The 22,654-nt window shown below is 72.6% G+C and carries 23 protein-coding genes; 9 read left to right on the top strand and 14 right to left on the bottom strand.

Translation table 11 applies throughout. The features are described 5' to 3' along the window. Nucleotide 1 precedes the first annotated feature (1 nt). On the top strand, nt 2-745 hold the full coding sequence (locus ACFXMF_RS25180) for an SDR family NAD(P)-dependent oxidoreductase (protein WP_360320556.1): 744 nt from the start codon (nt 2-4) through the stop codon (nt 743-745). Nucleotides 746-809: 64 nt separating this feature from the next. Here the strand turns inward: ACFXMF_RS25180 and ACFXMF_RS25175 are convergent, their stop codons facing one another. Next, on the bottom strand, nt 810-1,334 hold the full coding sequence (locus ACFXMF_RS25175) for an HD domain-containing protein (RefSeq protein ID WP_379990247.1): 525 nt from the start codon (nt 1,332-1,334) through the stop codon (nt 810-812). 23 nt (nt 1,335-1,357) lie between these two features. After that, the gene (locus tag ACFXMF_RS25170) at nt 1,358-2,164 is read right to left on the bottom strand and encodes a hypothetical protein (protein WP_360320562.1); all 807 of its coding nucleotides are present in this window, start codon (nt 2,162-2,164) and stop codon (nt 1,358-1,360) included. 182 nt (nt 2,165-2,346) lie between these two features. Between ACFXMF_RS25170 and ACFXMF_RS25165 the strand changes: the two genes are divergently transcribed. Both ACFXMF_RS25165 and ACFXMF_RS25160 read left to right on the top strand, forming a co-directional pair. Then, nucleotides 2,347-3,294: a Gfo/Idh/MocA family oxidoreductase gene (locus ACFXMF_RS25165; protein WP_380020785.1), complete on the top strand. Its 948-nt coding sequence runs from the start codon at nt 2,347-2,349 to the stop codon at nt 3,292-3,294. Nucleotides 3,295-3,515: 221 nt separating this feature from the next. Beyond that, nucleotides 3,516-4,367: a phosphotransferase gene (locus ACFXMF_RS25160; protein WP_360320640.1), complete on the top strand. Its 852-nt coding sequence runs from the start codon at nt 3,516-3,518 to the stop codon at nt 4,365-4,367. Nucleotides 4,368-4,453: 86 nt separating this feature from the next. On the opposite strand, the gene ACFXMF_RS25155 is transcribed toward ACFXMF_RS25160, so the two are convergent. Then, entirely contained in the window at nt 4,454-6,073 is a 1,620-nt protein-coding gene (locus ACFXMF_RS25155) for an MFS transporter (protein ID WP_360320568.1), read from the bottom strand. 200 nt (nt 6,074-6,273) lie between these two features. Between ACFXMF_RS25155 and ACFXMF_RS25150 the strand changes: the two genes are divergently transcribed. After that, nucleotides 6,274-6,963, top strand: a complete 690-nt coding sequence (locus ACFXMF_RS25150; protein WP_379990249.1) for a TetR/AcrR family transcriptional regulator — start codon at nt 6,274-6,276, stop codon at nt 6,961-6,963. Here ACFXMF_RS25150 and ACFXMF_RS25145 read toward each other — a convergent pair whose 3' ends face one another. Then, on the bottom strand, nt 6,964-7,653 hold the full coding sequence (locus ACFXMF_RS25145) for an HAD family hydrolase (RefSeq protein WP_379990250.1): 690 nt from the start codon (nt 7,651-7,653) through the stop codon (nt 6,964-6,966). A 118-nt stretch (nt 7,654-7,771) separates the two neighbouring features. On the opposite strand from ACFXMF_RS25145, the gene ACFXMF_RS25140 reads away from it, so the two are divergent. Together ACFXMF_RS25140 and ACFXMF_RS25135 are read left to right on the top strand one after the other, a co-directional pair. After that, nucleotides 7,772-8,614: an SDR family oxidoreductase gene (locus ACFXMF_RS25140; protein WP_360320577.1), complete on the top strand. Its 843-nt coding sequence runs from the start codon at nt 7,772-7,774 to the stop codon at nt 8,612-8,614. A gap of 77 nt (nt 8,615-8,691) precedes the next feature. Further along, nucleotides 8,692-9,519, top strand: coding sequence for an MOSC domain-containing protein (locus tag ACFXMF_RS25135; RefSeq protein WP_379990251.1), 828 nt, complete (start codon nt 8,692-8,694; stop codon nt 9,517-9,519). Here the strand turns inward: ACFXMF_RS25135 and ACFXMF_RS25130 are convergent. After that, entirely contained in the window at nt 9,491-10,135 is a 645-nt protein-coding gene (locus tag ACFXMF_RS25130) for a helix-turn-helix domain-containing protein (protein ID WP_360320583.1), read from the bottom strand. The two genes, ACFXMF_RS25135 and ACFXMF_RS25130, sit on opposite strands and share 29 nt — an antisense overlap. 62 nt (nt 10,136-10,197) lie before the next feature. Here ACFXMF_RS25130 and ACFXMF_RS25125 point away from each other — a divergent pair, with 62 nt between their 5' ends. Beyond that, a complete protein-coding gene (locus ACFXMF_RS25125) occupies nt 10,198-10,869 on the top strand; it encodes a phenylalanine--tRNA ligase beta subunit-related protein (protein WP_360320586.1) in 672 nt (223 codons plus the stop codon). A gap of 5 nt (nt 10,870-10,874) precedes the next feature. Here the strand turns inward: ACFXMF_RS25125 and ACFXMF_RS25120 are convergent, their stop codons facing one another. From ACFXMF_RS25120 to ACFXMF_RS25090, 7 genes are all read right to left on the bottom strand, one after another. Continuing rightward, nucleotides 10,875-11,303 (bottom strand): YchJ family protein, encoded by a 429-nt coding sequence (locus ACFXMF_RS25120; RefSeq protein ID WP_360320589.1) that lies wholly within the window; start codon nt 11,301-11,303, stop codon nt 10,875-10,877. 34 nt (nt 11,304-11,337) lie between these two features. Next, on the bottom strand, nt 11,338-11,847 hold the full coding sequence (locus tag ACFXMF_RS25115; protein WP_360320592.1) for a TetR family transcriptional regulator: 510 nt from the start codon (nt 11,845-11,847) through the stop codon (nt 11,338-11,340). Between the two features lie 74 nt (nt 11,848-11,921). Further along, the gene (locus ACFXMF_RS25110) at nt 11,922-13,211 is read right to left on the bottom strand and encodes an MFS transporter (RefSeq protein ID WP_360320595.1); all 1,290 of its coding nucleotides are present in this window, start codon (nt 13,209-13,211) and stop codon (nt 11,922-11,924) included. A 173-nt stretch (nt 13,212-13,384) separates the two neighbouring features. After that, a complete protein-coding gene (locus tag ACFXMF_RS25105) occupies nt 13,385-14,836 on the bottom strand; it encodes a M1 family metallopeptidase (RefSeq protein WP_360320598.1) in 1,452 nt (483 codons plus the stop codon). A 190-nt stretch (nt 14,837-15,026) separates the two neighbouring features. After that, nucleotides 15,027-15,872, bottom strand: coding sequence for a siderophore-interacting protein (locus ACFXMF_RS25100; RefSeq protein WP_360320601.1), 846 nt, complete (start codon nt 15,870-15,872; stop codon nt 15,027-15,029). Between the two features lie 127 nt (nt 15,873-15,999). After that, entirely contained in the window at nt 16,000-16,776 is a 777-nt protein-coding gene (locus ACFXMF_RS25095; RefSeq protein WP_379992070.1) for an SGNH/GDSL hydrolase family protein, read from the bottom strand. A gap of 121 nt (nt 16,777-16,897) precedes the next feature. Continuing rightward, complete coding sequence (locus ACFXMF_RS25090) at nt 16,898-17,503, bottom strand: class I SAM-dependent methyltransferase (RefSeq protein WP_360320607.1); 606 nt, start codon at nt 17,501-17,503, stop codon at nt 16,898-16,900. A 218-nt stretch (nt 17,504-17,721) separates the two neighbouring features. Between ACFXMF_RS25090 and ACFXMF_RS25085 the strand changes: the two genes are divergently transcribed. Then, complete coding sequence (locus tag ACFXMF_RS25085; protein ID WP_379992071.1) at nt 17,722-18,150, top strand: response regulator; 429 nt, start codon at nt 17,722-17,724, stop codon at nt 18,148-18,150. A 52-nt stretch (nt 18,151-18,202) separates the two neighbouring features. Here ACFXMF_RS25085 and ACFXMF_RS25080 read toward each other — a convergent pair whose 3' ends face one another. Beyond that, the gene (locus ACFXMF_RS25080) at nt 18,203-19,240 is read right to left on the bottom strand and encodes a TetR/AcrR family transcriptional regulator C-terminal domain-containing protein (RefSeq protein WP_379992072.1); all 1,038 of its coding nucleotides are present in this window, start codon (nt 19,238-19,240) and stop codon (nt 18,203-18,205) included. 287 nt (nt 19,241-19,527) lie between these two features. Here ACFXMF_RS25080 and ACFXMF_RS25075 point away from each other — a divergent pair, with 287 nt between their 5' ends. Continuing rightward, nucleotides 19,528-21,153, top strand: a complete 1,626-nt coding sequence (locus tag ACFXMF_RS25075) for an MFS transporter (protein WP_379992073.1) — start codon at nt 19,528-19,530, stop codon at nt 21,151-21,153. A gap of 79 nt (nt 21,154-21,232) precedes the next feature. Here the strand turns inward: ACFXMF_RS25075 and ACFXMF_RS25070 are convergent, their stop codons facing one another. Next, a complete protein-coding gene (locus tag ACFXMF_RS25070) occupies nt 21,233-22,120 on the bottom strand; it encodes a class I SAM-dependent methyltransferase (RefSeq protein ID WP_360320619.1) in 888 nt (295 codons plus the stop codon). Nucleotides 22,121-22,654: the final 534 nt, after the last annotated feature.

Here is a 22,654-nt window from a genome sequence, read left to right as displayed (position 1 = left end):
GGTGAGTGGAACCGTATTGGTCCTCGGGGGCCGCAGCGAGATCGGACTGGCGGTCGCCGAGCGGCTGGCCGCGCGCGGGGCGCGCACCATCGTGTTGGCGGCGCGCCGCAGCCACGACCTCGACGACGAGGAGGCGCTGCTGCGCAGGGCCGGTGCCCGGCACGTGGACCGGATCGAGTTCGACGCCGACGACCTGGTGGGGCATCGGCCGATGCTGGACGAGGTGATCGCCCGGCACGGCCCGCTGGACGTCGTGGTCACCGCGTTCGGCATCCTCGGCGATCAGCGCCGGGCCGAGCTGGACGCCACCCATGCGGTCGCCGTCGTGCACACCGACTACACGGCGCACGTGAGCGTCCTGACCCACCTGGCCACCGTGTTGCGGGCGCAGGGGCACGGTCGGTTGATCGTGTTCTCGTCGGTGGCGGGCGTGCGGGTGCGGCGCGCGAACTACGTGTACGGCTCGGCCAAGGCGGGGCTGGACGGCTTCGCGAGCGGCCTGGCCGACGCGCTCGCGGGCAGCGGGGTGCGCCTGCTGTTGGTCCGGCCCGGCTTCGTGGTGGGCCGGATGACCGAGGGCATGTCGCCGGCACCCCTGTCCAGCACCCCGGACCAGGTGGCGGACGCGACGATCCGGGCGTTGTTGCGCGGGAAGGGCGAGGTGTGGGTGCCGGCCGTACTGCAGCCGGTGTTCGCGGGCATGCGGGTGCTGCCGCGGCGGGTGTGGCGCAGGTTGCCGCGCTGAGCCGTGGTGGGCGCCGACGTCGGGTGCCGGTGGTTGTGCCGCGGCGAGTGGTGCGGACGGTGGTTCAGAGCAGCAGTGTGTCCACGTCGATCGTGGTCAGGAAGTCGTCGAGGCCCTGGAAGGTCTCCCATTGGGGGCGTCCGGAGGCGGTCGCGAGCAGCGCGGTCAGGGCCTGTTCCAGGGCGACGTCCCGCTTGCCCTTCCACGCCTTGTCGGCCAGGCTCACGAGCAGTTCGTCCGGATCGCTCGGATCCCACGCCGCGTGGGTGCGGGCGAAGCGGGCCCGGGCGGGCGGCACGCCGTGGGCGGTCAGCAGGTCGTAGCCGGCCTGCTCGTGGCACGAACCGGGCCCGGCCATCTCCGCCGGGTGCAGGGTTTTGCCGATGTCGTGGGTGGCGGCGCCGAACAGCACCGCGTCGCGGTCGAAGACCAGCTCCGGGTGGCTCGCCGCGACCCAGTCGCACAGTCGGTGGGCGACGTCGTGCACGATGCGCAGGTGTTCGACCAGGCGTGGACAGGGCGTGAGTTGATCCAGGAGGACGGCCACTTCGGGGGGCAGCGGACGAAGCTTGGCGGAGGTCACCCGCACAGGGTAAGAGTCCTGCGGCGGCATCAGGAAGCGGGGCCGCCCAGCGCCAGGGTCGACACGTCGCCCATCACCACGATCGGGTGCGCCGCCGGATCCAGCGCACGCAACAGCACCGGCAGGGCCTCGGCGGGCAGCGTCACACAACCGTGGGTGGGCCCGCCGTGGTCGATGTGCAGCCAGATGCCGCCGCCGAGGTCCTCGCCGCGCGGGCGGGTGGGGTCCAGGGGCGAGGTGCCGGGGACCCGGTTGTAGTCGATCGCGATCACCTGGTCAAAGGTGCCGGCGAGCGGCTCTCCGGCGAATCCGGTGCCCTCGACGGCGAAGTCGTCCGACCGGTCGTAGGACAGCCGGGTGCCGGGGTCGGGTTGCAGGCCGCCCGCGTCGGTGAGGGTGAAGACGCCGATCGGCGAGCGGAGATCGCCCTCGTGGTGGTCGGGCGTCCAGCCGAGCCGCCCGTTGCGTGCGGGCAGGGGGCCTTCGGTGCGCCAACCGCTTGCGTCGCGGGTCCAGAACGAGGCCGTGGCGCGGTCGCCGTCCGGGCTGTTGCCGACGACCAGCAACAACTGGCTTGTCTCGGCCGGGATTTCGGCCGCCCAACCGGGCCCGATGCCGGTCGGGACGGCGACCGGCAGCGGCGGCCGGCCCTGGAAGGGAACGGTGTTCGGGTCGCCGGCGGTGCCGTCGGCGGTGCCTGCGACCGTACCGGCTGCGTTGCCGGCGTCGTTGCCGGGACGGGGTCCGGCGGCGGAGGCGTTCCGGGCGCCGGGCACGGCGATCAGGGCGAGCGCGATCGGTGTGGTGCGCAACAGCGAGCGTCGGGAGATCGTCATTCGTCCACGACTACCCGCTCTCCGTGAGCTACTCGTGCACGGTGGTGGGTGTGTCCGGGGGCGCCACCCGGTCGGCCCTGCCCGGTGTCACTCGTCGGTGGACGCCTCGGGGGCACCGGGGCATCGGCGGCGGGGCCGGGTGTCGGGTGGGACCGCCCCGATGGGAGGGTCGACGGGATCGGATGTCGGAAAGGGGAACAATGCGGGTCGGCGTGCTTGGGGTCGGGCGGATCGGGGCGTTTCACGCCCGGGCGCTGGGTGGGATGGCGGAGGTCGAGCAGGTTGTGGTCGCGGACGCGGACCACGGGCGGGCCGAGGAGTTCGCCGCGCGGTCCGGGGCCGAGGCGGCCCGGTCGACCGAGGTGTACGGCCGGGTCGACGCGGTCGTGATCGCGGCACCGACGGCGGTGCATGTGGAGCTGCTGCGCCGGGCGGCGGACGCGCGGCTGCCGATCCTGTGCGAGAAGCCGATCGCGCTCGACCCGACGGTCGCGCGCGAGGCGGTCGAGTACGTACGGGCACGCGGGGCGGAGCTCCAGGTCGGTTTCCAGCGTCGGTTCGATCCGATGTACCTCGCCGCGCGCGAGGTGGTGCGCGCGGGCGCGCTCGGCACGCTGACTCGGGTGCACGCGGTGAGCGTGGACCGCCGGCCGCCGCCGCCGGAGTTCGTGCCGACCTCGGGTGGCATCTACCGGGACACGCACATCCACGACTTCGACATCGTGCCGTGGGTCACCGGCCTGCCGATCGTGGAGGTGACCGCCATCGGCGCGAACCGCGGCGCGGCGGTCTTCCGCGAGCACGACGACGTCGACGTTTCGGCGGTGCTCTTCCGGCTCGCGGACGGCACCCTCGGCACGGCGCACGCGGGCCGCCGGCACGAGCCGGGATACGACGTACGCCTCGAACTGGCGGGCACACACGGCACGCACGCGTGCGGCGGCGTCACCGAGGGCGATTTCCTGACCCGCTTCGCCGACGCGTACCGCGCGGAACTCGCCGCCTTCGTCGCCCTGGCCGCCGGCCGCATCGACAACCCCTGCCCCGCTCCCGCCGCCCTCGCCGCCCAGGCCGTGGCCGAAGCCTGCGTGGTATCCCGCCGAGAAGGCCGCACGGTACGGGTGGAGTAGACGAGGAGGGCGCCGCCCGGCCTCGGTTCGAGCGGAACCGCCGACGTCCGCTGATCCGTCGCGCCGGTCGGCCGGGGCGGCACCGGCCACGCGCCGGGGCGACGCGGTGTGTGCGATTCCGGATCCGACGTACTGTCCGGGTAGCGACGCGGCGGGAGAGCGGAGCAGGCGTGTCCGAGGAAGCGGAACAGGAAAGAGGAAGAGGAGTGCCGTCCGTGTCGATGCCCGATGGGGAGACCCTTGCCTGGTTGCGTGAACTCGTGGGCGACGTCCCGGTCGAGCCCATGGGGGTGGGGGCCAACCGGCTCTACGCCGTTGGCGACCTGGTTCTGCGGGTGTTTCACCATGCCGAGCGGCTGGCCACCGACCCGTGGTACCGGCCCGAGCAGGAGGCGCGGGTGTTGCGTCTGCTTGCCGATACCGCGGTGCCCGCACCGGAGTTGATCGCGGCTCGGTTGGTCGGTCCGGCCCCGGCGCTGCTGACCACGCGGCTGCCGGGCACGCCCGAGCCGCCGAGCGATCCGGCCGTACTGCTGTCGGGCGCGGCCGAGTTGTTGGCGACCGTGCACGCGGTGGATCCGGCCGCCGCCGATCCGGTGGCGTACGCGCCGTACTACGACCCGGCGGTCGACGGTGCGCGGACCGTGCCGACCTGGACCACACGCCCGCACGTGTGGCAGCGGATGTTCGTCGCGCTGGCCGAGGAACCCCCGCACGCCGCACCGGGCTTCATCCACCGCGACTTCCACGCCGAGCAACTCCTGTGGCTGGACGAGCGGATCGTCGGCGTCGTGGACTGGACCACCGGGTGCGTCGGTCCGCGCGGCATCGACCTGGCGCGGTTTCGGCTCAATCTCGCACTGAGCCACGGGGTGGCCGTCGCGGAGGAGTTCCTGTCCGCGTACGCGAAGGCGTCCGGCCGGACCGAGGAGCACCATCCCTATTGGGATCTGCTCGACGCGGGCGACGCGCTGCTCGATTGGCCGGAGCCGAGGACCGGTTCGGAAGTCGTCGAGTGGCAGCGCTTCGAGGCGTGGGTGGGGCGCGCGGTACGGACCCTGCCCAGGGGCTGACCCGGCCGGCGGGGCACGCGCGAGGGCCGGAGAACGCCGACGGGCGGTCGACGCGAGGTCGACCGCCCGTCCGCCGTGCGGCGAGCTCAGCCCACCGGCTCCTTCTGCCGCTCCGCCGCGGCGGCGCCCGCGCCCGGCTCCGACGTGTCCGCGCGCGCGGCCTGGGTGCGGGCGCGGTTCGGCAGGATCAGGCCGACCAGGATCGTGCCCGCGGCGAGCACGATCCCGCCGATCAGGCTGGTGTGTGCGACCGCCTGGGTGAACGCGTGGTCGGCGGCCTGGACCAGCGCGTGTGCCTGCTGCGGACCCGCGACCTGGCCGACCTGCTCGGCCGCGGCGAGCGCGCCGCCGATCGAGTCCTTCGCGACGTCCATCGCGGCCGGCGGCAGCTTGCCGTCGACGGCCTTGGTCAGTTCGGACTCGTACGAGGTGGCCAGCACCGAGCCCAGGATCGCGATGCCCAGTGCGCCGCCCAACTCGACCGCGGTGTCGTTGACGCCGCCGCCCGCGCCCAGTTCGTTCTCCGGGAACGAACCCATGATCGCCTCGGTGCACGGCGACACGCTCAGCCCGATCGCGACGCCGAGCAGCAGCAACGGGGCCAGGAAGTCGCCGTAGCCGGAGCCGTCCGAGACGCGCGTCATCAGCAGCACGCCGGTCGTGCCCAGCGCCATGCCGGTGGTCACCGTCACCCGCATGCCCAGCCGCGGGGTGAGTTGCCCGGTGGCGATCGCGCCCAGGCACACCGCACCGGCCAACGGCAGCAGCCGCACGCCGGTCTCCAGTGGCGTGTAGCCGAGCACGAACTGCAGGTGCTGGGTGAGGAAGTAGATCGCGCCGAAGGTGCCCAGGAAGAACAGCAGTACGGCGAGCATCGAGCCGGAGAACACCCGCTCGCCGAACTTGCGCAGGTCGAAGATCGGGCGCGGGTGCCGCAGTTCCCAGGCGACGAACGCGGCCAGCCCGAGGACGAACACGACCAGCGCGGTCACCGGACCCGTGCCCCAGCCGAAGTGCGGACCCTCGATGATCGCGTACACCAGCGAGCCCAGCGTCGCGATCGACAGCGCGCCGCCGACCAGGTCGAGTCGGCCGTAGTCGTGCGCCTTCGACGGCGGGACCACGAACAGTGCGGCGATCACGGCGATCAGCGCGATCGGCACGTTGATCAGGAACGTGGAACCCCACGCGTGGCTCTCCAACAACCACCCTGCCAGCAGCGGGCCGAGCGCGATCGCCAGGCCCGAGGTCGCCGTCCACGCGGTGATCGCCTTGGCCCGCTCGCTGCGCGGGAAGGAGGCGACCAGCAGGGACAACGTCGCGGGCATGATCACCGCGGCCCCCAGACCCATCACCGCGCGGGCGATGATCACGCCTGAGGTGGAGTCCACCAGCGAGCCGCCGACCGAGCCGGCCGCGAAGATCACCAGGCCGGTGATCAGCGCGCCGCGCCGGCTGTACTTGTCGCCGATCGCGCCCAGGATCAGCATCAACGCCGCGTACGGCACGGTGTAGGCGTCGATCACCCATTGCAGGTCGCGGCCGGACAGGCCCAGGTCGCGGGTCATGTCGGGAGCGGCCACGATCAGCGACGTGTTGGCCATGACGATGATCAGCAGGCTCAGGCAGAGCACGCCCAGGGCCCACCAACGGCGTGAGTACGGCCGATCCATCCGGTCGACCGGCGTGGTGGCGAATACGGACATCGGAACGCCTTTCGGAGCAGGCGGCCGGCGCAGCCGCAGTAATTGCACAACGATGTGCAACTTAGTTGATTGCACATCAGTGTGCAAATATGCTGGAACGAGTCGGGTCAATCGGGTGATTCGCCCACTTGTCGCAGGGTTCGGTGCCACCGGGAGCGGATTTCTGAGAGGCTCCGGGTCACCCCGGGAAGGAATGCGCGATGCAGACGAAATCGGGAGCCGAACAGGCTCCGGCCGAGGCCGGCCACGCGGAGGCGGGCGCCGCGCCGCCGCGCCGGCGCCACGCGCAGTCCAATCGGGAGCGCATCCTGGCGGTGGCCCGGACCGAGCTGATCCGGGACCCGGACGCGTCGATGGACGACATCGCGCGGGCGGCGGGTGTGGTGCGGCGCACCGTCTACGGCCACTTCCCCAGCCGGGAGGCGCTGGTCGCCGGACTGGCCGAGGAGGCGCGGCGGGACATCCTGGGCGCGGTCGAGGGCGCCCAGCGGGACGGGGACTCGCCCGAGGAGGCGGTGGCCCGCTTCGATCTCGCCGCCTGGCGCGGCGGCGATCGATATCGGCTGCTGATCAGCTTCGCCCAGCGCAATCTGGGCGACGGCGGGATCCCGGCGATGCTGGCTCCGGTGCGGGACCGCTCGATCGAACTGATCGCCGTGGGGCAGCGCAGCGGTGTGTTCGCCGACTACCTGCCGGCGCCGGTGCTGGCGTTGGCGCTGGAGGGGATGTGCGTGGCACTGCTCCAGGCGGTGAACGAGGACGTGCGGGTGACCGCCGTGGACCAGGCGGTGGCCTCGCTGGTGGCGCTGGGCGTGCCGGCCGCCCGGGCGATCGAGGTGGTCACCCGGGTTGCCGCCTCGGACGAGGCCGAGGCCGAGGCGGCGCGCTGATCATCGCGAGGTCGCCGTCCCGGCCGGCCCGGTGAAGTCGGTGATCAGGGCCGGCAGCTCGCGCATGGACTTGAACACGGTGGTGCCCGGCCCCTCCAGCAGGTGCGTGGCGATCAGGTCCGTCGCGTAGGCGAACGAACGCATGCCGGCCGCGCGGGCCGCGAGCAGGCCGTTGACGCTGTCCTCGACCACGACGCACTGCTCGGGGGCCACCCCCATCCGGGCCGCGGCGTGCAGGAACACGTCGGGCGCGGGCTTGCCGTGGGCGACCTCGCTCGCGCTGAAGATCCGGCCGGCGAACCGGTCGTGGAGGCCGGTGCGGCCCAGGGTGTGCGCCATCTTGTCGTGACCGCCGCTGGAGGCCACACAGGTGGGCAGGCCGAGCTCGGCGAGCGTGTCCACCGCGTACTCGATGCCGTCGACCGGACTCAGCGCGCGATCCACCTCGATCCGATGCAGGCGCTCGAAGCCGCGCGTCCACTCGGTGGCGGTGTCCGCCCCGACGCGCTCCGCGATCTGCTCCGCGATCGACACCGAGGAACGACCCACGAACCGCTCGATCACGTCGGCCGGGGTGAGCGGCCAGCCGTGCTCGGCGCCCAACGCCACGTGCACGCGGATCGCGATCGGCTCGCTGTCCACCAGGACGCCGTCGCAGTCGAAGATGACGAGTCGAACAGGGTTGATCATGAAGGGAGCGTAGAGCGGCACCCCGTCCGCGAGCGGTGCGGGTGGCAGGATCGAGTTCGGGCGGAGTTCCCCTGAAGATTTACTGGATTCTGTCAAGGTAATCCGGCATGGTCGGCGCATGCCTCAGCACACACCAGTCGCCTTCGTCACCGGAGCCAGCCGCGGTATCGGCCGTTGTGGAGCCATCGCCCTGGCCCGAGCCGGCTACGACGTGGTACTCACCGCCCGCACCGTGCGCGAGGGGGAGGGCCGGGGCGGGCCCACCTCGTCCACGGCGGATCCCACCACGTTCGCGATCCCCGGCAGCCTGGAGACGACTGCCGCGCAGATCGAGGCGCTGGGCCGGCGGGCGCTGCCGATCCGGATGGACCTGATGGACCGGGGCTCGATCCTCGACGCCTGCGACACGGCCCTGGACGCGTGGGGCCGGGTCGACCTGCTCTTCAACAACGCCATCCACCAGGGCCCCGGCGCGATGGATCGTATCCTCGACCTGCCGATCGAGGCCGCGCAGAACCTGCTCGTGGGCAACTACCTGCACCAACTCGTGCTGATCCAACGGCTGTTGCCGCACCTGCTCGAACAGCCGCGCAGCCACGTGGTGAACATGACATCGGGCTCGGCCCGACTGAATCCGCCCGGGCCGGCGGGCGCGGGCGGCTGGGGCGTCGGCTACGCCGCGTCCAAGGCCGCGTTCGGGCGGGTCGCCGGCGTCCTGCACGCGGAGTATCGCGAGCGCGGGCTGCGCGCGTTCAACGTCGACCCCGGCTTCGTGCTCACCGAGTCGCAGAAGGCCCGCGGCTCCAGCGGCCACCTCCAGGCCAACTTCACCGCGGCCACGCCCGACATCCCCGGCGAGATCGTCGGCTGGCTCGCCACCGCCGCCGACGCCGATCGCTACGCGGGCGAAACGGTGTTCGCGCAGCGGGTCTGGAAGGAACTGCACCCGGCGGACGCGTGAGCGTCGCGCCCGATCGCGTCGTCGTACCCACCCGGGCCGGCCCCGGCGGGTGGCATCGGCGTCGATAGGGTCGCCCGATGGCCACCGTCGTCGAACTGATCCGCTATCCGATCAAGGGCTGTGCCGGCACGCCGTGCGATCGGGCGCTGCTGACCCCCGCCGGGCTCGCGCACGACCGCGCCTTCATGGTGGTCGACGCGGACGGCGTCTTCCGCAGCCAGCGCCGCGATCCGCGACTGGCGCCGATCCGCCCGGAGATCGACGCCGCCGGCGAACGCCTCACCCTGCACCGACCGGGCGCCGACCCGATGACCATCGACGTGGACACCACCGGCCCGCGGCGCGACGTGCGGCTGTTCGACAACGCCTTCCGGGGCATCGACCAGGGCGACGCGGCCGCCGACTGGCTCTCGCACGCACTCGGCGCGGACAGCCGACTGGTCCGGGTGCCGCCGGAGCACGAACGGGTGACCGACGGCGCGATCCCGGGCACCGCCGGCTACGCGGACAGCTCGCCGCTGCACGTGCTCTCGCGCACCTCACTCGCCCTGCTCGACGCGCGCCTGGCCGAGCGCGGCGAGGCGCCGTTGCCGATGACCCGTTTCCGGCCGAACGTCGTGGTCGAGGGCTGGGTCGAGCCGCACACCGAGGACCGGGTCCGCCGCTGCACGGTCGGCGAGGCCGAACTCGGCTACGCCAAGCTCGCGATCCGTTGCGCGGTCACCATGGTGGACCAGGAGACCGGCGGCAAGGCGGGGCCGGAGCCGCTGCGCACCTTCGCCGACTACCGGCGCGCGCCCCGGGGCGGGGTGGCCTTCGGCGGCAAGTTCGCCGTGCTGCGCCCCGGCAGGTTGGCGGTCGGCGACGAACTGGTCGTCACCGAGTGGGGTCCGGCCGAGCTGTAGCGCCGCGGGCGGTGGTGTCCGGGCGGGTGGGCAGGAGCACGACGCCGATGAAGCGGGTGGGGCTCGGGGCCTCGTTGCGATAGCTGTGCGGGCGGTCGGCGGCGAAGCGGGCGGCGGCGCCCGCGGGGACCAGGACGGGTTCGCCGGCCACTTCCAGGGTGAGGGTGCCGTCGAGGACGGTGACCAGCTCGCGCACCCCCGCGCCGTGCGCCGCACTGACGTGCGCGTCGCCGGGGGCCAGCGTCCAGCGCCACAGTTCGGCCGAGACCGGCGGGTCGCTGCCGATCAACAGGTCGCCGTGGCCGCCGTGTTCGCCCTGCCACAACCGGGTGCCGCCGCCCGCCGGGGCCACCTCGACGAGCGGCGCGGGGGCCCGGTCGACCAGGCCGGTCAGGGGCAGGCCGAGCGCGTCGGCGATCCGGGCCAGGGTGAGTACACCCGGGTTGCCGCGGCCCTGTTCGACGCCCACGAGCGCGCCCTTGCTCAGGCCGCTGCGTGTCGCGAGCGCCTCCAGGGACCAGCCGCGCGCGGTGCGGGCGGCTCGCACGTTGGCCGCGATCGCGCGACTGACCGCGGTTTGACCGGGATCGGCCGACGGGTCATTATTCTGCTCCATGCGGTTCACTGTAGTGGACCGCGGCCCGATCGGGCCGCCGGCTCGCGGAGGAGAATCCGAACGTGCTCACGTCCATCACCATCGACCCGGCCGTGCACGCGCTGCGCCCCGACGCGGTCGTCCTGGCCCTGATCGCCACCGGCCTGCCGGGCGGTCCGAGCGACGAGGGCTCCCGCGCCGCGCTGGCCGAGGCGACCCGGTCCCTGCCCGAGACCCCGCCCGAGGAGCACCCGAACGTGGTCGCGTGGCGCGAGGCGTATCGGGCCTTCGGCGCCAAGCCGCAGCGCACCCGCTGCTCGGTGGAGGCGCTGATGCGGCGCGGCGGGCTGCCCGAGGTGAACCGGCTGGTCGACCTGTACAACGCGGTCTCGGTGCGGCACGTGCTGCCGGTCGGCGGCGAGGACCTGTCCCGCTACCGCGGCGCGGCCCGCCTGCTCCGCGCCGAGGGCACCGAGCCGTTCGAGGTCCTGGAGGCCGGGGTGCCCGCGATCGACCACCCCGTGCCGGGCGAGGTGGTGTGGTGCGACGACGAGGGCGTCACCTGCCGTCGGTGGAACTGGCGCCAGTGTGTGCGCACCCGGATCACCGAGGACACCACCGAGGCGCTGTTCCTGTTCGAGCGGCTGGCGCCGATGACGATGGACGCCCTGCACGAGGCGGGCGAGGACCTGACCCGGCGGCTGCGCGACCTGTCCCCGGCGGTGCGGATCGAGAGCCGGTTGATCGGCGCCTGAAGCCTTCAGCGAGGCAGCGGGCCGACGTACACCCAGGCGCCGTCGTGGCGGACGAAGCGGCTGTGTTCGCGCAGCGAGTCCCGGTGGCCGTGTTCGCGATGGCTCGCGACGAACTCGACGGTGCCCTCCTGATGAAACGGCCCGCCGCCGGTGCTCGCGAGCACCTCCAGACCCAGCCACCGGGTGTGCTCGTCCAGGTCGAGCCGCTCCGGCCGGGTGTCGGGATGCCAGGTGCGCAGCAGATAGGCCGCGTCGCGCACGACGAACGCGCTGTAGCGCGAGCGCATCAGCGCCTCGGCGGTGGGCGCGGGGGAGCCGGCGTGCCGGGCGCCGCAACACGCGCCGTAGGTGTCGGGCAGGCCGCAGGGGCACGGCGAGCCGGCGGTGACGGCCGTGCCGGCGTTCGATCGGGGACGTGCGGTGCGTCGGGACATGCCCCGATTCTGGCCCAACCGGACCGCGTCGCGGCTACCCGGTCTGCTCCGGCGGCGATGGCGCCAGGCACGGGCCGGGCAGCAGGTCGCGGATCATCGCCTCCCACTCGTCGGTGCTCGGCGGCGCGTCGGTGAGCAGGGCCTGGATGAGCAGGCCGTCCAGGGCGCCGACGAAGACCCGGACCCGAACCGGGTCGGTGCTGAAGCGCCGCGCGAAATCGGTGACCGCGGCCATCCAGTGATCGGTGGACTCGCGCAACTCCGGCCGTCGGGCGGCGAGCAGGAACAGCTCGTACTCGGCGACCAGCAGGCCGGGCGCGGTGCAGATGTGGTTCAGGTGTTCGGCCAGTGCACGTCGGGTGTCGCCGGGGGCGGCGGTGATCGAGCGCACGTGCAGCGCGTCCGCGGTCATACAGGACGTGAGTGCCGCGGTGAGCAGGTCGTCGACGCCGGCGAAGTAGTACGTGGAGGCGCTGGTCGGCAGCCCCGCCTCGCGCGAGACGGTGCGGTGGCTGACCCCGGCGGCCCCGTCGCGCTCGACCACCCGCAGAGTGGCCTCGATCAGCGCTCGGCGGCGACGTTCGCCCTTGGCCCGGCGGCCGTCGACGGCTTCCTCGATCAGTGGGATTCACCTTCTCGTACGGGGGCGACGTCGGCCGACGGGGCGCGGTCGGGGACGGCGTCGGCCGGCGAGGCGCTGTGCACGATGGTGGTCTCGGTCGCGCGCGGCGCGGTGCGGCGCAGCACACGGTATCCACCGGCGGCCGCCGCGGCGGCGAGCAGGGCCGCGCCGGCGGCCACGCCGAAGCCCGCCCGGGCCCCGAAGTGGTCGACGACCATGCCGGACAGCGAGGCGCCGGTCGCGACGCCGATCCCGATCCCGGTGCTGATCCAGGTCATGCCCTCGGTCAGCCGCGCGGGCGGGACCAGACGCTCGACCAGACTGACCGTCAGGATCATGGTGGGCGAGATCGACATGCCCGCGACGAACACGGTGGCGGCGAGCATGAACAGGTTGGCGGCCATCAGCAGCGGCAGGATGGTCACGGCGGTGACGCCGACGCTGATCAGCAACATCCGGGGCAGCGGGGAGACGAACTTGAAGGCGCCGAAGGCGATGCCGGCCAGGCAGGAGCCGGCCGCGTAGGTGGCCAGCACGAAGCTTGCCGAGCCGCGTTGTCCGTGTTCCTCGGCGAACGCGATGGTGACCACGTCCACGGTGCCGAAGATCGCGCCGATCGCGATCAGGGTGACCACGAGCACCTGGAGACCGCGGATGCGCATCACCGACGTGCTCTTGCCGGCGACGCGCGGATGGGGCGGAGGCTCGGTGCCGCGCTGCATGGTGAACAGCAGCACGCCGATGGTGAAGAAGACGATCGCGGCCAGCGGGCCGGCCTCGGGGAACGCCGCGACGGAGAGCTGTACGGCGATGATCGGGCCGAGGATGAAGCACAGTTCGTCCACGACGGACTCGAACGAGAACGCGGTGTGCAGGTGCGGGGAGCCGCGGTACAACACCAGCCAGCGGGAGCGCACCATGGCGCCCATGCTGGGCATGCAGCCGGCCGGCACCGCACAGGCGAACAGGGTCCAGGACGGGGCGTCGTAGCGTGCGCAGAGCAGCAGTACGCCCATCGCCAGGACGCTGACCGCGGTCGCCGGGACGAGCACGCGGCTCTGACCGTAGCGGTCCACCAGGCGCGAGATCTGCGGTGCGATCAGTGCGGTGGCCAGTGCGAACGTGGCGGCCACGGCACCGGCGAGGCCGTACTCGCCGCGCAGTTCGGAGAGCATGGTGACGATGCCGATGCCGGTCATCGAGATGGGCATGCGGGCGATGAAGCCGGCTGCCGAGAATCCCTTGGCGCCGGGCGCGGTGAAGATGTCTCGGTAGGGGTTGCGCACGGGAATTCCCGTCGATAGAAACAGAAAGTGGGACGTTCGTTCCAGTTTCTATCACGGGTTGTGCGCTGGGCCAAGCCGCTTTCCGTTTCCGCCTCGGCGGGCAGCCCCGGTCGCGACCTGCCGACGCGGCGGTCGGCCTGGCGCCCGGCCGCCGCGTCGGTGGTTCGGGTCGGTCAGGCCGGGTCGACGGTCCAGTCGGGGTGGCCGGGCATCGGCGGCGTGTGTGCGCCGTACAGCCACGGCTTCAGGAACGGGGCCAGGTCGCGATGGGCGACCTCGGACGCGAGCTCGATGTAGTCGGACGTGCTCGCGGCGCGGCCCCGATAGCGGGTGGTCCAGGCGCGTTCGATCGCGGCGAAGGTGTCCGCGCCGACCTCGATGCGCAACGCGTACAGGACCAGCGCCGAGCCGTCGTAGCGCATGCGCTTGAACAGATTGGGCTCGGTGGGCTCGGCCGGCGCGCCGGTGTCCCGGCGCCAGATGTCGTGTTGCCGGTAGGCGTCGCGCATCAGCGCCTCCATGTCGGCGCCGCCGTTCTCCTCGCTGTAGACCCGCTCGTAGTAGCGGGCGTGCCCCTCGCTCAGCCACAGGTCGGACCAGCGCTCCATGGACACGCTGTCGCCGGTCCACTGGTGCACGAGTTCGTGCACCATGTTGCGCTCGGCGTTGACCTTGTCGCCGAGCAGATCGGCCTTGGGGATCAGGGACAACGACTGGGTCTCCAGCGCGACGCCGAGGTCGGTGTCCGCCACGAGCAGCCCGTAGCTGTCGAACGGATAGGGGCCGAGCCGGCTCTCCACCCAGGCCAGATGACGGGGCGTCAGCGAGCGGTATTGCTCGACCCGGTCGACCAGGTCCGGCGGAACCGCGTCGCGCAGCCGGGTGCCGTCGGCGGCCTTGCCGTCGATCAGCGTGTACTTGCCGACGGCGAGTTGGAAGAGCTGGCCGGCCACCGGCTGCCGGCTGTCGTAGGTCCAGCGGGTGCGGCCCGGCGCCGCCCGGCGCTTGTGCGTGAGGGTGCCGTTGGACAGCGCGACGAGGTCGTCGGCGGCGGTGATGTTGACCGTGGTCCGGGCCCGCAGGCTGGGATGGTCGTTGCTCGGGAAGATCATCTTGGCGCCGTCGGGCTGCGGGTAGATCACCGTGCCGTCGGGCGTCGGGATCCAGCCGAACGTCTCGATCGCGTCGTCGCGGTGCCGCTGCTGGGTGGGATCGGCGATGTACTCGACCCGCACCGTGAACGGGCGGCCCTTGCGCAGCGGCCGGGCCGGGGTGATCACCAGCTCGTCACCCTCGCGGGTCGCCGTCGCGGTCCTGCCGTCGACCGTGACCCGGCCCAGCGTGTTGCCCGCGAAGTCGAGGTCGAACCGGGACAGCGCCTGGGTGGCGGTGGCCTCGATCGTGGTGGTCGCCGGGAACGCCGTGCCGGGCGCCTGCCAGTCGAAGTCCAGGGTGTAGTGGTCGGCGCGGTAGCCGCCGTTGCCGCTCAGCGGCAGCAGTGGGTCGCCGATGCCGGATGCGCCGGGAGTGGGCCGGGCGTCGCTCGCGTGCGCGCCGGCCGCACCGGCCGCGGTGAGGACGAGGGCGGTCGCGATGGCGAGGAGGGCGTGTGGTGGACGTCTCATGCGCCCCACCCTGTGCCGGCCCGGTCGCTCGCGGTAGTGCCCGACGCACGCTTTCACCCGGGTGGCTCGGCCTGCTCCGGGGTTTGCCGCAATTGTCGGCGGTCGGACGGGTGAACGATCCCGCGCGAGACCCGACCGGCCGACCCGGGACCGTTGCCGGGTCCCGGGCCGCCGACTTGTCGGATGCGGGTCAGGCGCGCTGTTCGGCGGCGCGTTCGGCCGCCTTCTCGGCGGCCTTGTCCGCCTGGAAGCCGTCCTCGTCGCGGCCCTTGCGCCAGTAGCCGGAGAAGGAGATGTCGGTGCGGTCGACCCCGCGCTCGTCGACCAGGTGTCGGCGCAACTCCTTGACCACGCCGGCCTCGCCGTGCACGAACGCGTGCACCCGGCCGGTGGGGAAGTCGAGCGTGCGCAGCGCCTCCAGCAGACCGGGGCCCGCGTCGCGGGTGATCCAGGTGAGGTCCAGATCCAGCCCCGGGTGGGTGGCCGGCAGCGTGCCGGTGGGGGCCTCGGCGGAGGTGCCCACCTCCAGAAACGCGATCGCCTTGGCCGCGGCGGGCAGGCGCTCCAGCGAGGCGCTGATCGCCGGGTACGCGCTCTCGTCGCCGATGAACAGGTGCCAGTCCGCCTCGGGGTCGGGCGCGTAGGCACCGCCGGGGCCGATCAGCCGCAGCGGGTCGCCGGGGCGGGCGTTCGCCGCCCACGGACCGGCCAGGCCCTCGTCGCCGTGGTGGACGAAGTCGATGGTCAGCTCGCCGGTGTTCGGGTTGTGCGCGCGCACCGTGTAGGTACGGGTGCGCGGCCAGTCCTCGCGCGGGAGTTCGGCGCGAATGGTCTCCATGTCGAACGGCTCGGGATAGGTCACCCCGGGCAGCGGGAAGAGCACTTTGACGTACGCGTCCGTGAAGCCGTTGTCGGTGAAGTGTCGGTATCCGTCGCCACCGGCGACGATCCGGACCAGATGTGGGCCGACCCGCTCGCTGCTGCGCACCTGGAGGTCGATCAATTTGCGGGTCTTGCGGACCGGGCGTTCGGCCATGGAGGTTCTCCTCACCTGCACTGGGCGACTGCTGCCGTGCTAGTTAGGTAAACCTAACCAGCACGGGTCGCGGGGTGTTCCCCCGGGGTGCGCCTTTGTTGCCTGGTGTGCCCGGCCGGGCCCCTGTTCACCGCCACGGGGTGAGATCGGCGCGCTTGGGCGGGCGGCCGTCGCCGGAGGAGCGGCCGGTGGCCCGGCGGGCGAGCCACGGGCCCAGATGGGTCCTGGCCCAGCGCACGTCGGCGCGCCGGCGATCGCTCCAGGCCGCCGGCGCGGCGGCGGGCAGCGGGGCGCGCCAGTCGAATTCGGCGGGTAGCCCCAGGGCCTGGGCGGTGGCCTCGGCGACCCGGCGATGCCCCTCGGTGGACAGGTGCAGGCGATCGTCGGCCCACATCCGGGGGTCGTCGAACGCGCGCACGGTGAACAGGTCGACCACGGTGGCGTCGTGCCGCGCGGCGACGGTGTCCACGAAGGCGACCAACTGCTCGATCCGGGGCATCAGTCGGGCCGACGAGCGCAGTCGGCGAGTGGGGTCGGTGCTGCGGAACAACACCAGATGCCCGCCGCCGGCGGCCAGCTCGGCGGCGGCCTGTTCGAACACCGCGCAGACCGCGCCGACGTCGCAGCGCGGGCGCAGCACGTCGTTGAGGCCGCCGGCCAGGGTGATCAGGTCGCCGCCGAGCGCGGCGGCGATGTCGATCTGTTCGTCGGCGATCTGGCGGATCAGCTTCCCGCGCACGGCGAGGTTGGCGTAGCGCAGGGTCGGCGTGTCGACGGACAACCGGTCCGCGAGCAGGTCGGCCCAGCCGCGGTAGCTGCCGTCGGCGGCGAGGTCGGACATTCCCTCGGTGAAGGAGTCACCGACCGCGACGAAACTCGTGAAGGTGGGATGTGGTGTGTGCATGGCCGGAAAAGCCTAGCCGCCGGCGCGAACGGGTCGGCGCGGGGCGGCGGATCGGGGCCGGGGTTCCCCTGATCGTCGCAACCCGAGACCGAGGGCGGGCGAGCCGCGCGGGCCCCGACGCTCAGCGCCGGCGGGCCACGCCGAAGAAGTAGTCGCCCAGCAGGGACTTGCTGCCGACCACGTCGAGCCCGTGCCGGGGGAGTTCGTCGAGGAAGTCCCGGTCGCCGAAGCGATCCTCGGTGGGATGGTCGAACAGGAACGCGAGGCTGGGCCGGGCCAGCGCGCGAGCGGTCATCTCGGAGAAGTAGAACCGGCCGCCGGGGCGCAACACCCGGCCCACCTCGGCCAGGCACGCACGCCAGTCGGTGATGTGGTGCACGATCGCGAAATCGAAGACCGCGTCGTAGCTCGCGTCCGCCGCGCCCAGGCCCGCCCGCAGGTCGGTGGCCGAACACTCGACCAGCGCCACCCGGCTGTTGCCGTGCCAGCGCCGGCGCGCCCGGGCCAGCGAGGCGGAGTCCAGGTCGATGCCGTCCACTCGCGCCGCGCCGAACCGGTTCAGGATCAGGTCGATGCCCCGGCCGGTGCCGCAGCCGATCTCCAGGGCATGCGCACCGGGATCGAGCCGGCCACCCAGGCGCAGCAACAACGGCGTCTCGTACCAGACCTGCGGGGCCCGGCGAAGGGGGCTGGCGACGACGATCTTCTCGACCGTGTTCATCCGCATGGCGTACTCCCCTGATTGCCGAGTGTGGCCGGCGCACCACGATGGGCCATCTCGTGGACGACGTCAAGGACGCGGGGGCGGGTCGGGTGGGCACTCCTGTGCGACGGACGGGAGGCGTTAGCCTTCGGACGTGGGTCGGTGGTGCGAGCGCGCCGAATTCGCCGAGTGATGCCGGTCCGGGGCGCGGGTCGGTCGGGGCCGTGACCGAAGGTGGTGCGATGAGCCGGACCGCGATGACAGGAACGTTGACGGTGTTGCTGGTGGAGGACGATCCGGGCGACGCGTTGATGATCGAGGAGGCGTTGCTCGATCGGGAGCGGGGTCACTCGTTGAGCCGGGCCGCGGACGGCATGGAGGCGCTGGAGTGGTTGCGCACCCACCCTCGGCCGGACCTGGTGATCCTGGACCTGAACATGCCCAGGATGGACGGCCGCGAGTTGTTGTCGGCGATGAAGGCCGACGAGCGGTGGCGGACGATCCCGGTGGTGGTGCTGACCACGTCGGCCGCGCCGGACGACGTGCGGCGCAGCTACGACCTGCACGCCAACGCCTTCGTGACCAAGCCGGTGGAGTTGGAGTCGTTCCTGGCGGCGGTGCGGGGCATCGACGAGTTCTTCCTGAAGTTGGTGACGCTGCCGCGCGGCTGAGGGGTGGTCGCCCGGTCGGCGGCCCGCGTCCCGCCATTCGGGTGCGGCCCGTTCACCCGGTCGGGGGGACCAGCGGCGCGATGCCGTCCAGCAGGCGTTCGAGTCCGAAGTCGAACAGTGAATCGAGATCCATTTCCAGCTCCGGATCCGTCAGCGCGGCGGCGTACATCGGGAAGTGGCCGCTGCGCAGAATCAGGTCCATCGTCGCGTCCTGGGCCTGCATCCACTCGTCGCTGGAGATGCCGGTGGCCCGCTCCGCCTCGAACTCGGTCGCGATGTTGACGGCGGTACCCCGGACGTAGTTCAACAGCGTCACCGCGATGTGCATCATCACCTTGGGCGGCAGCCCGGTGAATTCGGCCATCGCCCACTCCACGTGCGCCATGCCGCGCACCGTCGGCAGCGGACGCGTCATCGACATGACGTGGGCCAGCCACGGGTGCCTGCGATACATCTGCCACTGGAGCCGGGCCGAGGTCTCCAAACGGACCCGCCAGCCCACCTGTTCGTGCGACGGGAGGGGCGGTTCGCCGAACACGCTGTCGGCCATCGCCGCGAGCAGGTCCTCCTTGCCGGGCACATGCCGGTACAGGCTCATCGCGGCCACGCCCAGTTCGGCGGCGATCTGGCGCATCGACACCGCGGCCAGGCCGCGTTCGTCGGCGATCGCCACGGCGGCCGATACGACGCGCTCGCGGGTGAGTTCGGCGTCGGTGCGTGGGGGGTGCACGGGCGGTACGGCGATGGTCGCGGCGCGCGGGCGGGGGCGGTCCTGGGGGGCCGAGGGGCCCGGGTGATTCGGGTGGTCGGCGCGGCCAGGGTGGTCGGCGTGGCCGGGGCGCTCGGCGACCACGGTGCCGATGCCGCGTACGGCACGGACCAGGCCGGCCTCGCGCAGCGCGGTGAGGACCTTGGTCGCGGTGGCCATCGCCACGCCCCATTCGGCGGTGATCGCCCGGGTGGAGGGGACCCGGTCGCCGGGCCGCAACTCGCCGGCCTCGATGCGGCGGCGCAGCTCGGCGGCGATCCGGGTCGAGGGGATGGCCGGGGTGGTGGGGGCCGGGGCGGCGGGGGGAGTGGGGTGGGTCATCGAGGTCTCCCGGGCGGTTGGGTCGTTGGGTGGTGGGCGGGCCGGCGGTTGTGGTGGCAGGGCCGGCGTCGGTGGTGCGTGTTCGTGGTGCCGGTGCACTAGGGCGGTGATGGGTGCACTATAGGGTGCGGATGGCCTCGGTGGGTAGTGCAGTCGTTTTGGTGCACTACTTGGTGAAGGCTTTATCTGCCTTGGATTCAAGGCCGTTGCGTGCGTCTGTGGATGCTGCTTACTCTGTACGCGTTCAGCGCGTACGCCGTATAGGTGCATCACTGGGGGAGATTTTCGTGACGACCGTCGAGACATCCGAGCAGCCCGGGGCGGTGCCGTTGGCAGGGCGGCGGGAGTGGGTCGGGCTGGCCGTACTGCTGCTGCCGCTGCTGTTGGTGAGCATGGACGTGTCGGTCCTCTACTTCGCGGTGCCGTTCATCGGCCGCGCGTTGGAGCCGACCGGCACGCAGCAGTTGTGGATCCTGGACATGTACGGATTCGTGCTCTCCGGCCTGCTGATCGTGATGGGTGCGCTCGGCGACCGGATCGGCCGGCGGCGACTGCTGCTGGTGGGCGCGGCGATGTTCGGCGGCGCGTCGCTGGTGGCCGCGTACGCGCACAACGCGGAGACGTTGATCGCGGCCCGGGCGCTGCTGGGCGTGGGCGGCGCGGCGTTGATGCCGTCCACGCTCGCGCTGATTCGCACCATGTTCCTCGACCCCAAGCAGCGCGGGACCGCGATCGCGATCTGGACGGCCGTGATGACCGGCGGGATCTCGCTCGGGCCGATCCTGTCCGGCGTGCTCGTCGAACACTTCTGGTGGGGCTCGATCTTCCTGATCAACGTGCCGGCGATGGCGTTCCTGCTGTTCCTGGTTCCGGTGTTCGTGCCGCGCCATCGGGGCCTGGCCCGGGGGCCGTTCGATCTGATCGGCGCGGTGTTGTCGCTGGGCACGTTGTTGCCGGTGGTCTGCGGGATCAAGGAGATCGCCCGCTCCGGAGCGGCCACCCTGCCGGTGCTGAGCATCGGCTTCGGGCTGATCGTCGGCGCCCTGTTCGTGCGTCGCCAACTCACCGCCACGCACCCGCTGTTGGATCTGGAACTGCTGCGCATGCGGGCGTTCGGCGGGTCGGTGGTGGCCAATGTGTTGTCGATGTTCGCGATCGTCGGCTTCGCCATCTTCACGACGCAGTACCTGCAATCGGTGCTCGGGATGAGTCCGTTGCGGGCCGCGCTGTGGAGCCTGGTGCCCTCGGGGGCGGTGGCGGTGGCGACTCCGGTGGCCACCGTGCTGGCCCGGCGGATGGACAGGGTGTGGGTGATGTGTGGCGGGTTCGTGCTCGCCGCGGGCGGCTTCACGGTGTTGGCCGGGGCTCGGCCGGACTCCCCGTTGGTGCTGCTGCTCGGCGGGTCGGCGGTGTACGCGGCGGGCGTGGTCGCGGTGATGACCCAGGTGACCGAGATGGCGATGGGCGTCGCGCCGGCCGACCGCGCCGCGTCCGCCTCGGCGGTGTTGGAGTCCGGGAGCGAACTGGGCGGCGCGCTGGGCATGGCGCTGCTGGGCACGATCGGCGACGCGGTCTACCACCGCGCGATGGCGGATACGGCGCCGAGCGGGCCGGCCCGGGAGACGCTCGGCGGCGCGCAGGCGGTGGCGGCGCACCTGCCGGAGGATTCCGGCCGGGCACTGGTGGACTCGGCTCGGGAGGCGTTCTGCGACGGGATGAACTCGGCGGCGATCGGGGCGGTGGTGGTGATGATGGTCGCGGCGGTGTACTGCGCCCGGTTCTTGCGGGGGGTGCCGGTTGCGAACGGTGGCGGCGTGAGCGTCGAGGACGGTGTGGGTTCGAGGTCGGAAGCGGATTCCGGTTTGGGTGATCGGGCGGCGGTCGGGTCGGGGGAGGCGTCGCAGGTGCGGTGAAACGACGGGCGGGGCAGGGGGCACGATCGGCTTGGCGCCGGTCGTGCCCCTTCCGCCTGTCGGGGGTCCGCCGACGAGGTCACCTGCGGGCGCAGGCGCGGGCGGTGTGGATGGTGGTGGCGGCGAGGTAGAAGGCATCCGGGCGCCACAGGATGCCGGTGTCGGCGTCGGTGTCGAGCAGGGCGTCCAGTGTGGCCAGGTCACGCTCGTCGAGGCGGTCGGCCAACAGGGCTCGACGGTGCGACAGTTCGGCGTACAGGTGTTCGCGCGGCGCGGCGTCCAAGGGCGAGGGCAGGTCGATCAGGAACGAGTGCGAGCCGGTGGGCACCAGGCCGGCGCGGGCCAGCATGGCGGGCCAGTCCTCGACCTCGGCGCGCGCACCGGGCAGGGACGCGCGCAACTCGGCGAACCAGTCCTCGTGGGCGGCGTCCAACCGGGCCTGGAGCCCGGGCCGGCCGATGCCGATGTCGCGGGGCAGGAAGCGCGGGGCCAGGCTGCGTTCGGCGACCGCGATCACCCCGCCGGTGCGCAGCACCCGGGCCAGCGCGTCCAGGGCTGCCTGCTGGTCGCCCAGGTGGTGCACGACGTCACCGGCCCAGACCACGTCGGCGCTGCCCAGGGCGGGCAGGTCGGCGGGCAGGTCGACCCGGTGGGTACGGACCCGGTCGCCCAGCCCCTCGCGCCGTGCCCGGGCCCCGGCTCGGGCGAGCAGGGTCGGGCTGGGCGCGCCGGCGACCACGTCGGCGTTGGGGAAGTAGCGGGCCAGCAGGCAGGAGGCGATGCCCGGACCGCCGCCGAGGTCGAGGATGCGATCCACCCGGGCCAGCGTGTGGTCGCCGTGGAGCGCCAGATCGCGCAGGCGCGTGGCGGCCTGTTCCAGGAAGGGCGCGTGCAGCTCGGCCTCGCGTTCGAGGTACGACCCGGCGGCGTCCCGATCCAGGTCGTCCGGGCTGGGGTGGCTGGTCATCGCTGGGTCTCCCGAGGTCGGGGCGCTCATCGTGGTGGGCGGCCGGGGGTGATCTTGTGTGGTGGGGGGTGCAACGTCGGGGGAGGGGTGCGGTAATCCGGGGGCGGGTGGGGGTGGGTGGGGAGAGCGGCGAGTCGGAGGGGCTGGGGCGCGGGTCGGGTGTGGAAGCTGGGTTGGGGTCGTGAGGGTGGTGGGTGGTTCTGAGTCGTGGGTCGGGTGCGGCAGGCGGGCCGGGGTGGGGAGTGCGGCGAGTCGGAGGGCTGGGGCGTGGGTCGGGTGTGGAAGCTGGGCTGGGGTCGTGAGGGCAGCGAGGGGGTGGGGCTGGGGTGCGAGCGGAGCGAGCCGAGAAGTTCGAGACGCGAGCCGGGCTCGGGGCCGGGGCCTGGGTCGTGAGCGGAGCGAGCGGGTGGGGTGGCTTTCGGCGATGCGGCGCTGCTTTTTGTTGGGCGCCTTCGGCGCCGGCTCGCGAGGCACCACTTTTTTGTTCCGTCGCGGGCTCCTCCACAAAAAAGTGGCCCCTCGCTCGTGACTTCG

The organism is Embleya sp. NPDC059213 (assembly GCF_042754445.1).
GTDB lineage: Bacteria > Actinomycetota > Actinomycetes > Streptomycetales > Streptomycetaceae > Embleya.
This window is presented reverse-complemented; position numbering and strand designations above follow the sequence as displayed.

Excerpts from the sequence above, each read along its gene's own strand:
- ACFXMF_RS25170 (WP_360320562.1), bottom strand. The coding sequence starts at position 2,164 with ATGACGATCTCCCGACGCTCGCTGTTGCGCACCACACCGATCGCGCTC.
- ACFXMF_RS25165 (WP_380020785.1), top strand. The coding sequence starts at position 2,347 with ATGTCGGAAAGGGGAACAATGCGGGTCGGCGTGCTTGGGGTCGGGCGG.
- ACFXMF_RS25160 (WP_360320640.1), top strand. The coding sequence starts at position 3,516 with ATGCCCGATGGGGAGACCCTTGCCTGGTTGCGTGAACTCGTGGGCGAC.
- ACFXMF_RS25155 (WP_360320568.1), bottom strand. The coding sequence starts at position 6,073 with ATGTCCGTATTCGCCACCACGCCGGTCGACCGGATGGATCGGCCGTAC.
- ACFXMF_RS25150 (WP_379990249.1), top strand. The coding sequence starts at position 6,274 with ATGCAGACGAAATCGGGAGCCGAACAGGCTCCGGCCGAGGCCGGCCAC.
- ACFXMF_RS25145 (WP_379990250.1), bottom strand. The coding sequence starts at position 7,653 with ATGATCAACCCTGTTCGACTCGTCATCTTCGACTGCGACGGCGTCCTG.
- ACFXMF_RS25140 (WP_360320577.1), top strand. The coding sequence starts at position 7,772 with ATGCCTCAGCACACACCAGTCGCCTTCGTCACCGGAGCCAGCCGCGGT.
- ACFXMF_RS25135 (WP_379990251.1), top strand. The coding sequence starts at position 8,692 with ATGGCCACCGTCGTCGAACTGATCCGCTATCCGATCAAGGGCTGTGCC.
- ACFXMF_RS25130 (WP_360320583.1), bottom strand. The coding sequence starts at position 10,135 with ATGGAGCAGAATAATGACCCGTCGGCCGATCCCGGTCAAACCGCGGTC.
- ACFXMF_RS25120 (WP_360320589.1), bottom strand. The coding sequence starts at position 11,303 with ATGTCCCGACGCACCGCACGTCCCCGATCGAACGCCGGCACGGCCGTC.
- ACFXMF_RS25105 (WP_360320598.1), bottom strand. The coding sequence starts at position 14,836 with ATGAGACGTCCACCACACGCCCTCCTCGCCATCGCGACCGCCCTCGTC.
- ACFXMF_RS25100 (WP_360320601.1), bottom strand. The coding sequence starts at position 15,872 with ATGGCCGAACGCCCGGTCCGCAAGACCCGCAAATTGATCGACCTCCAG.
- ACFXMF_RS25095 (WP_379992070.1), bottom strand. The coding sequence starts at position 16,776 with ATGCACACACCACATCCCACCTTCACGAGTTTCGTCGCGGTCGGTGAC.
- ACFXMF_RS25090 (WP_360320607.1), bottom strand. The coding sequence starts at position 17,503 with ATGCGGATGAACACGGTCGAGAAGATCGTCGTCGCCAGCCCCCTTCGC.
- ACFXMF_RS25085 (WP_379992071.1), top strand. The coding sequence starts at position 17,722 with ATGAGCCGGACCGCGATGACAGGAACGTTGACGGTGTTGCTGGTGGAG.
- ACFXMF_RS25080 (WP_379992072.1), bottom strand. The coding sequence starts at position 19,240 with ATGACCCACCCCACTCCCCCCGCCGCCCCGGCCCCCACCACCCCGGCC.
- ACFXMF_RS25070 (WP_360320619.1), bottom strand. The coding sequence starts at position 22,120 with ATGACCAGCCACCCCAGCCCGGACGACCTGGATCGGGACGCCGCCGGG.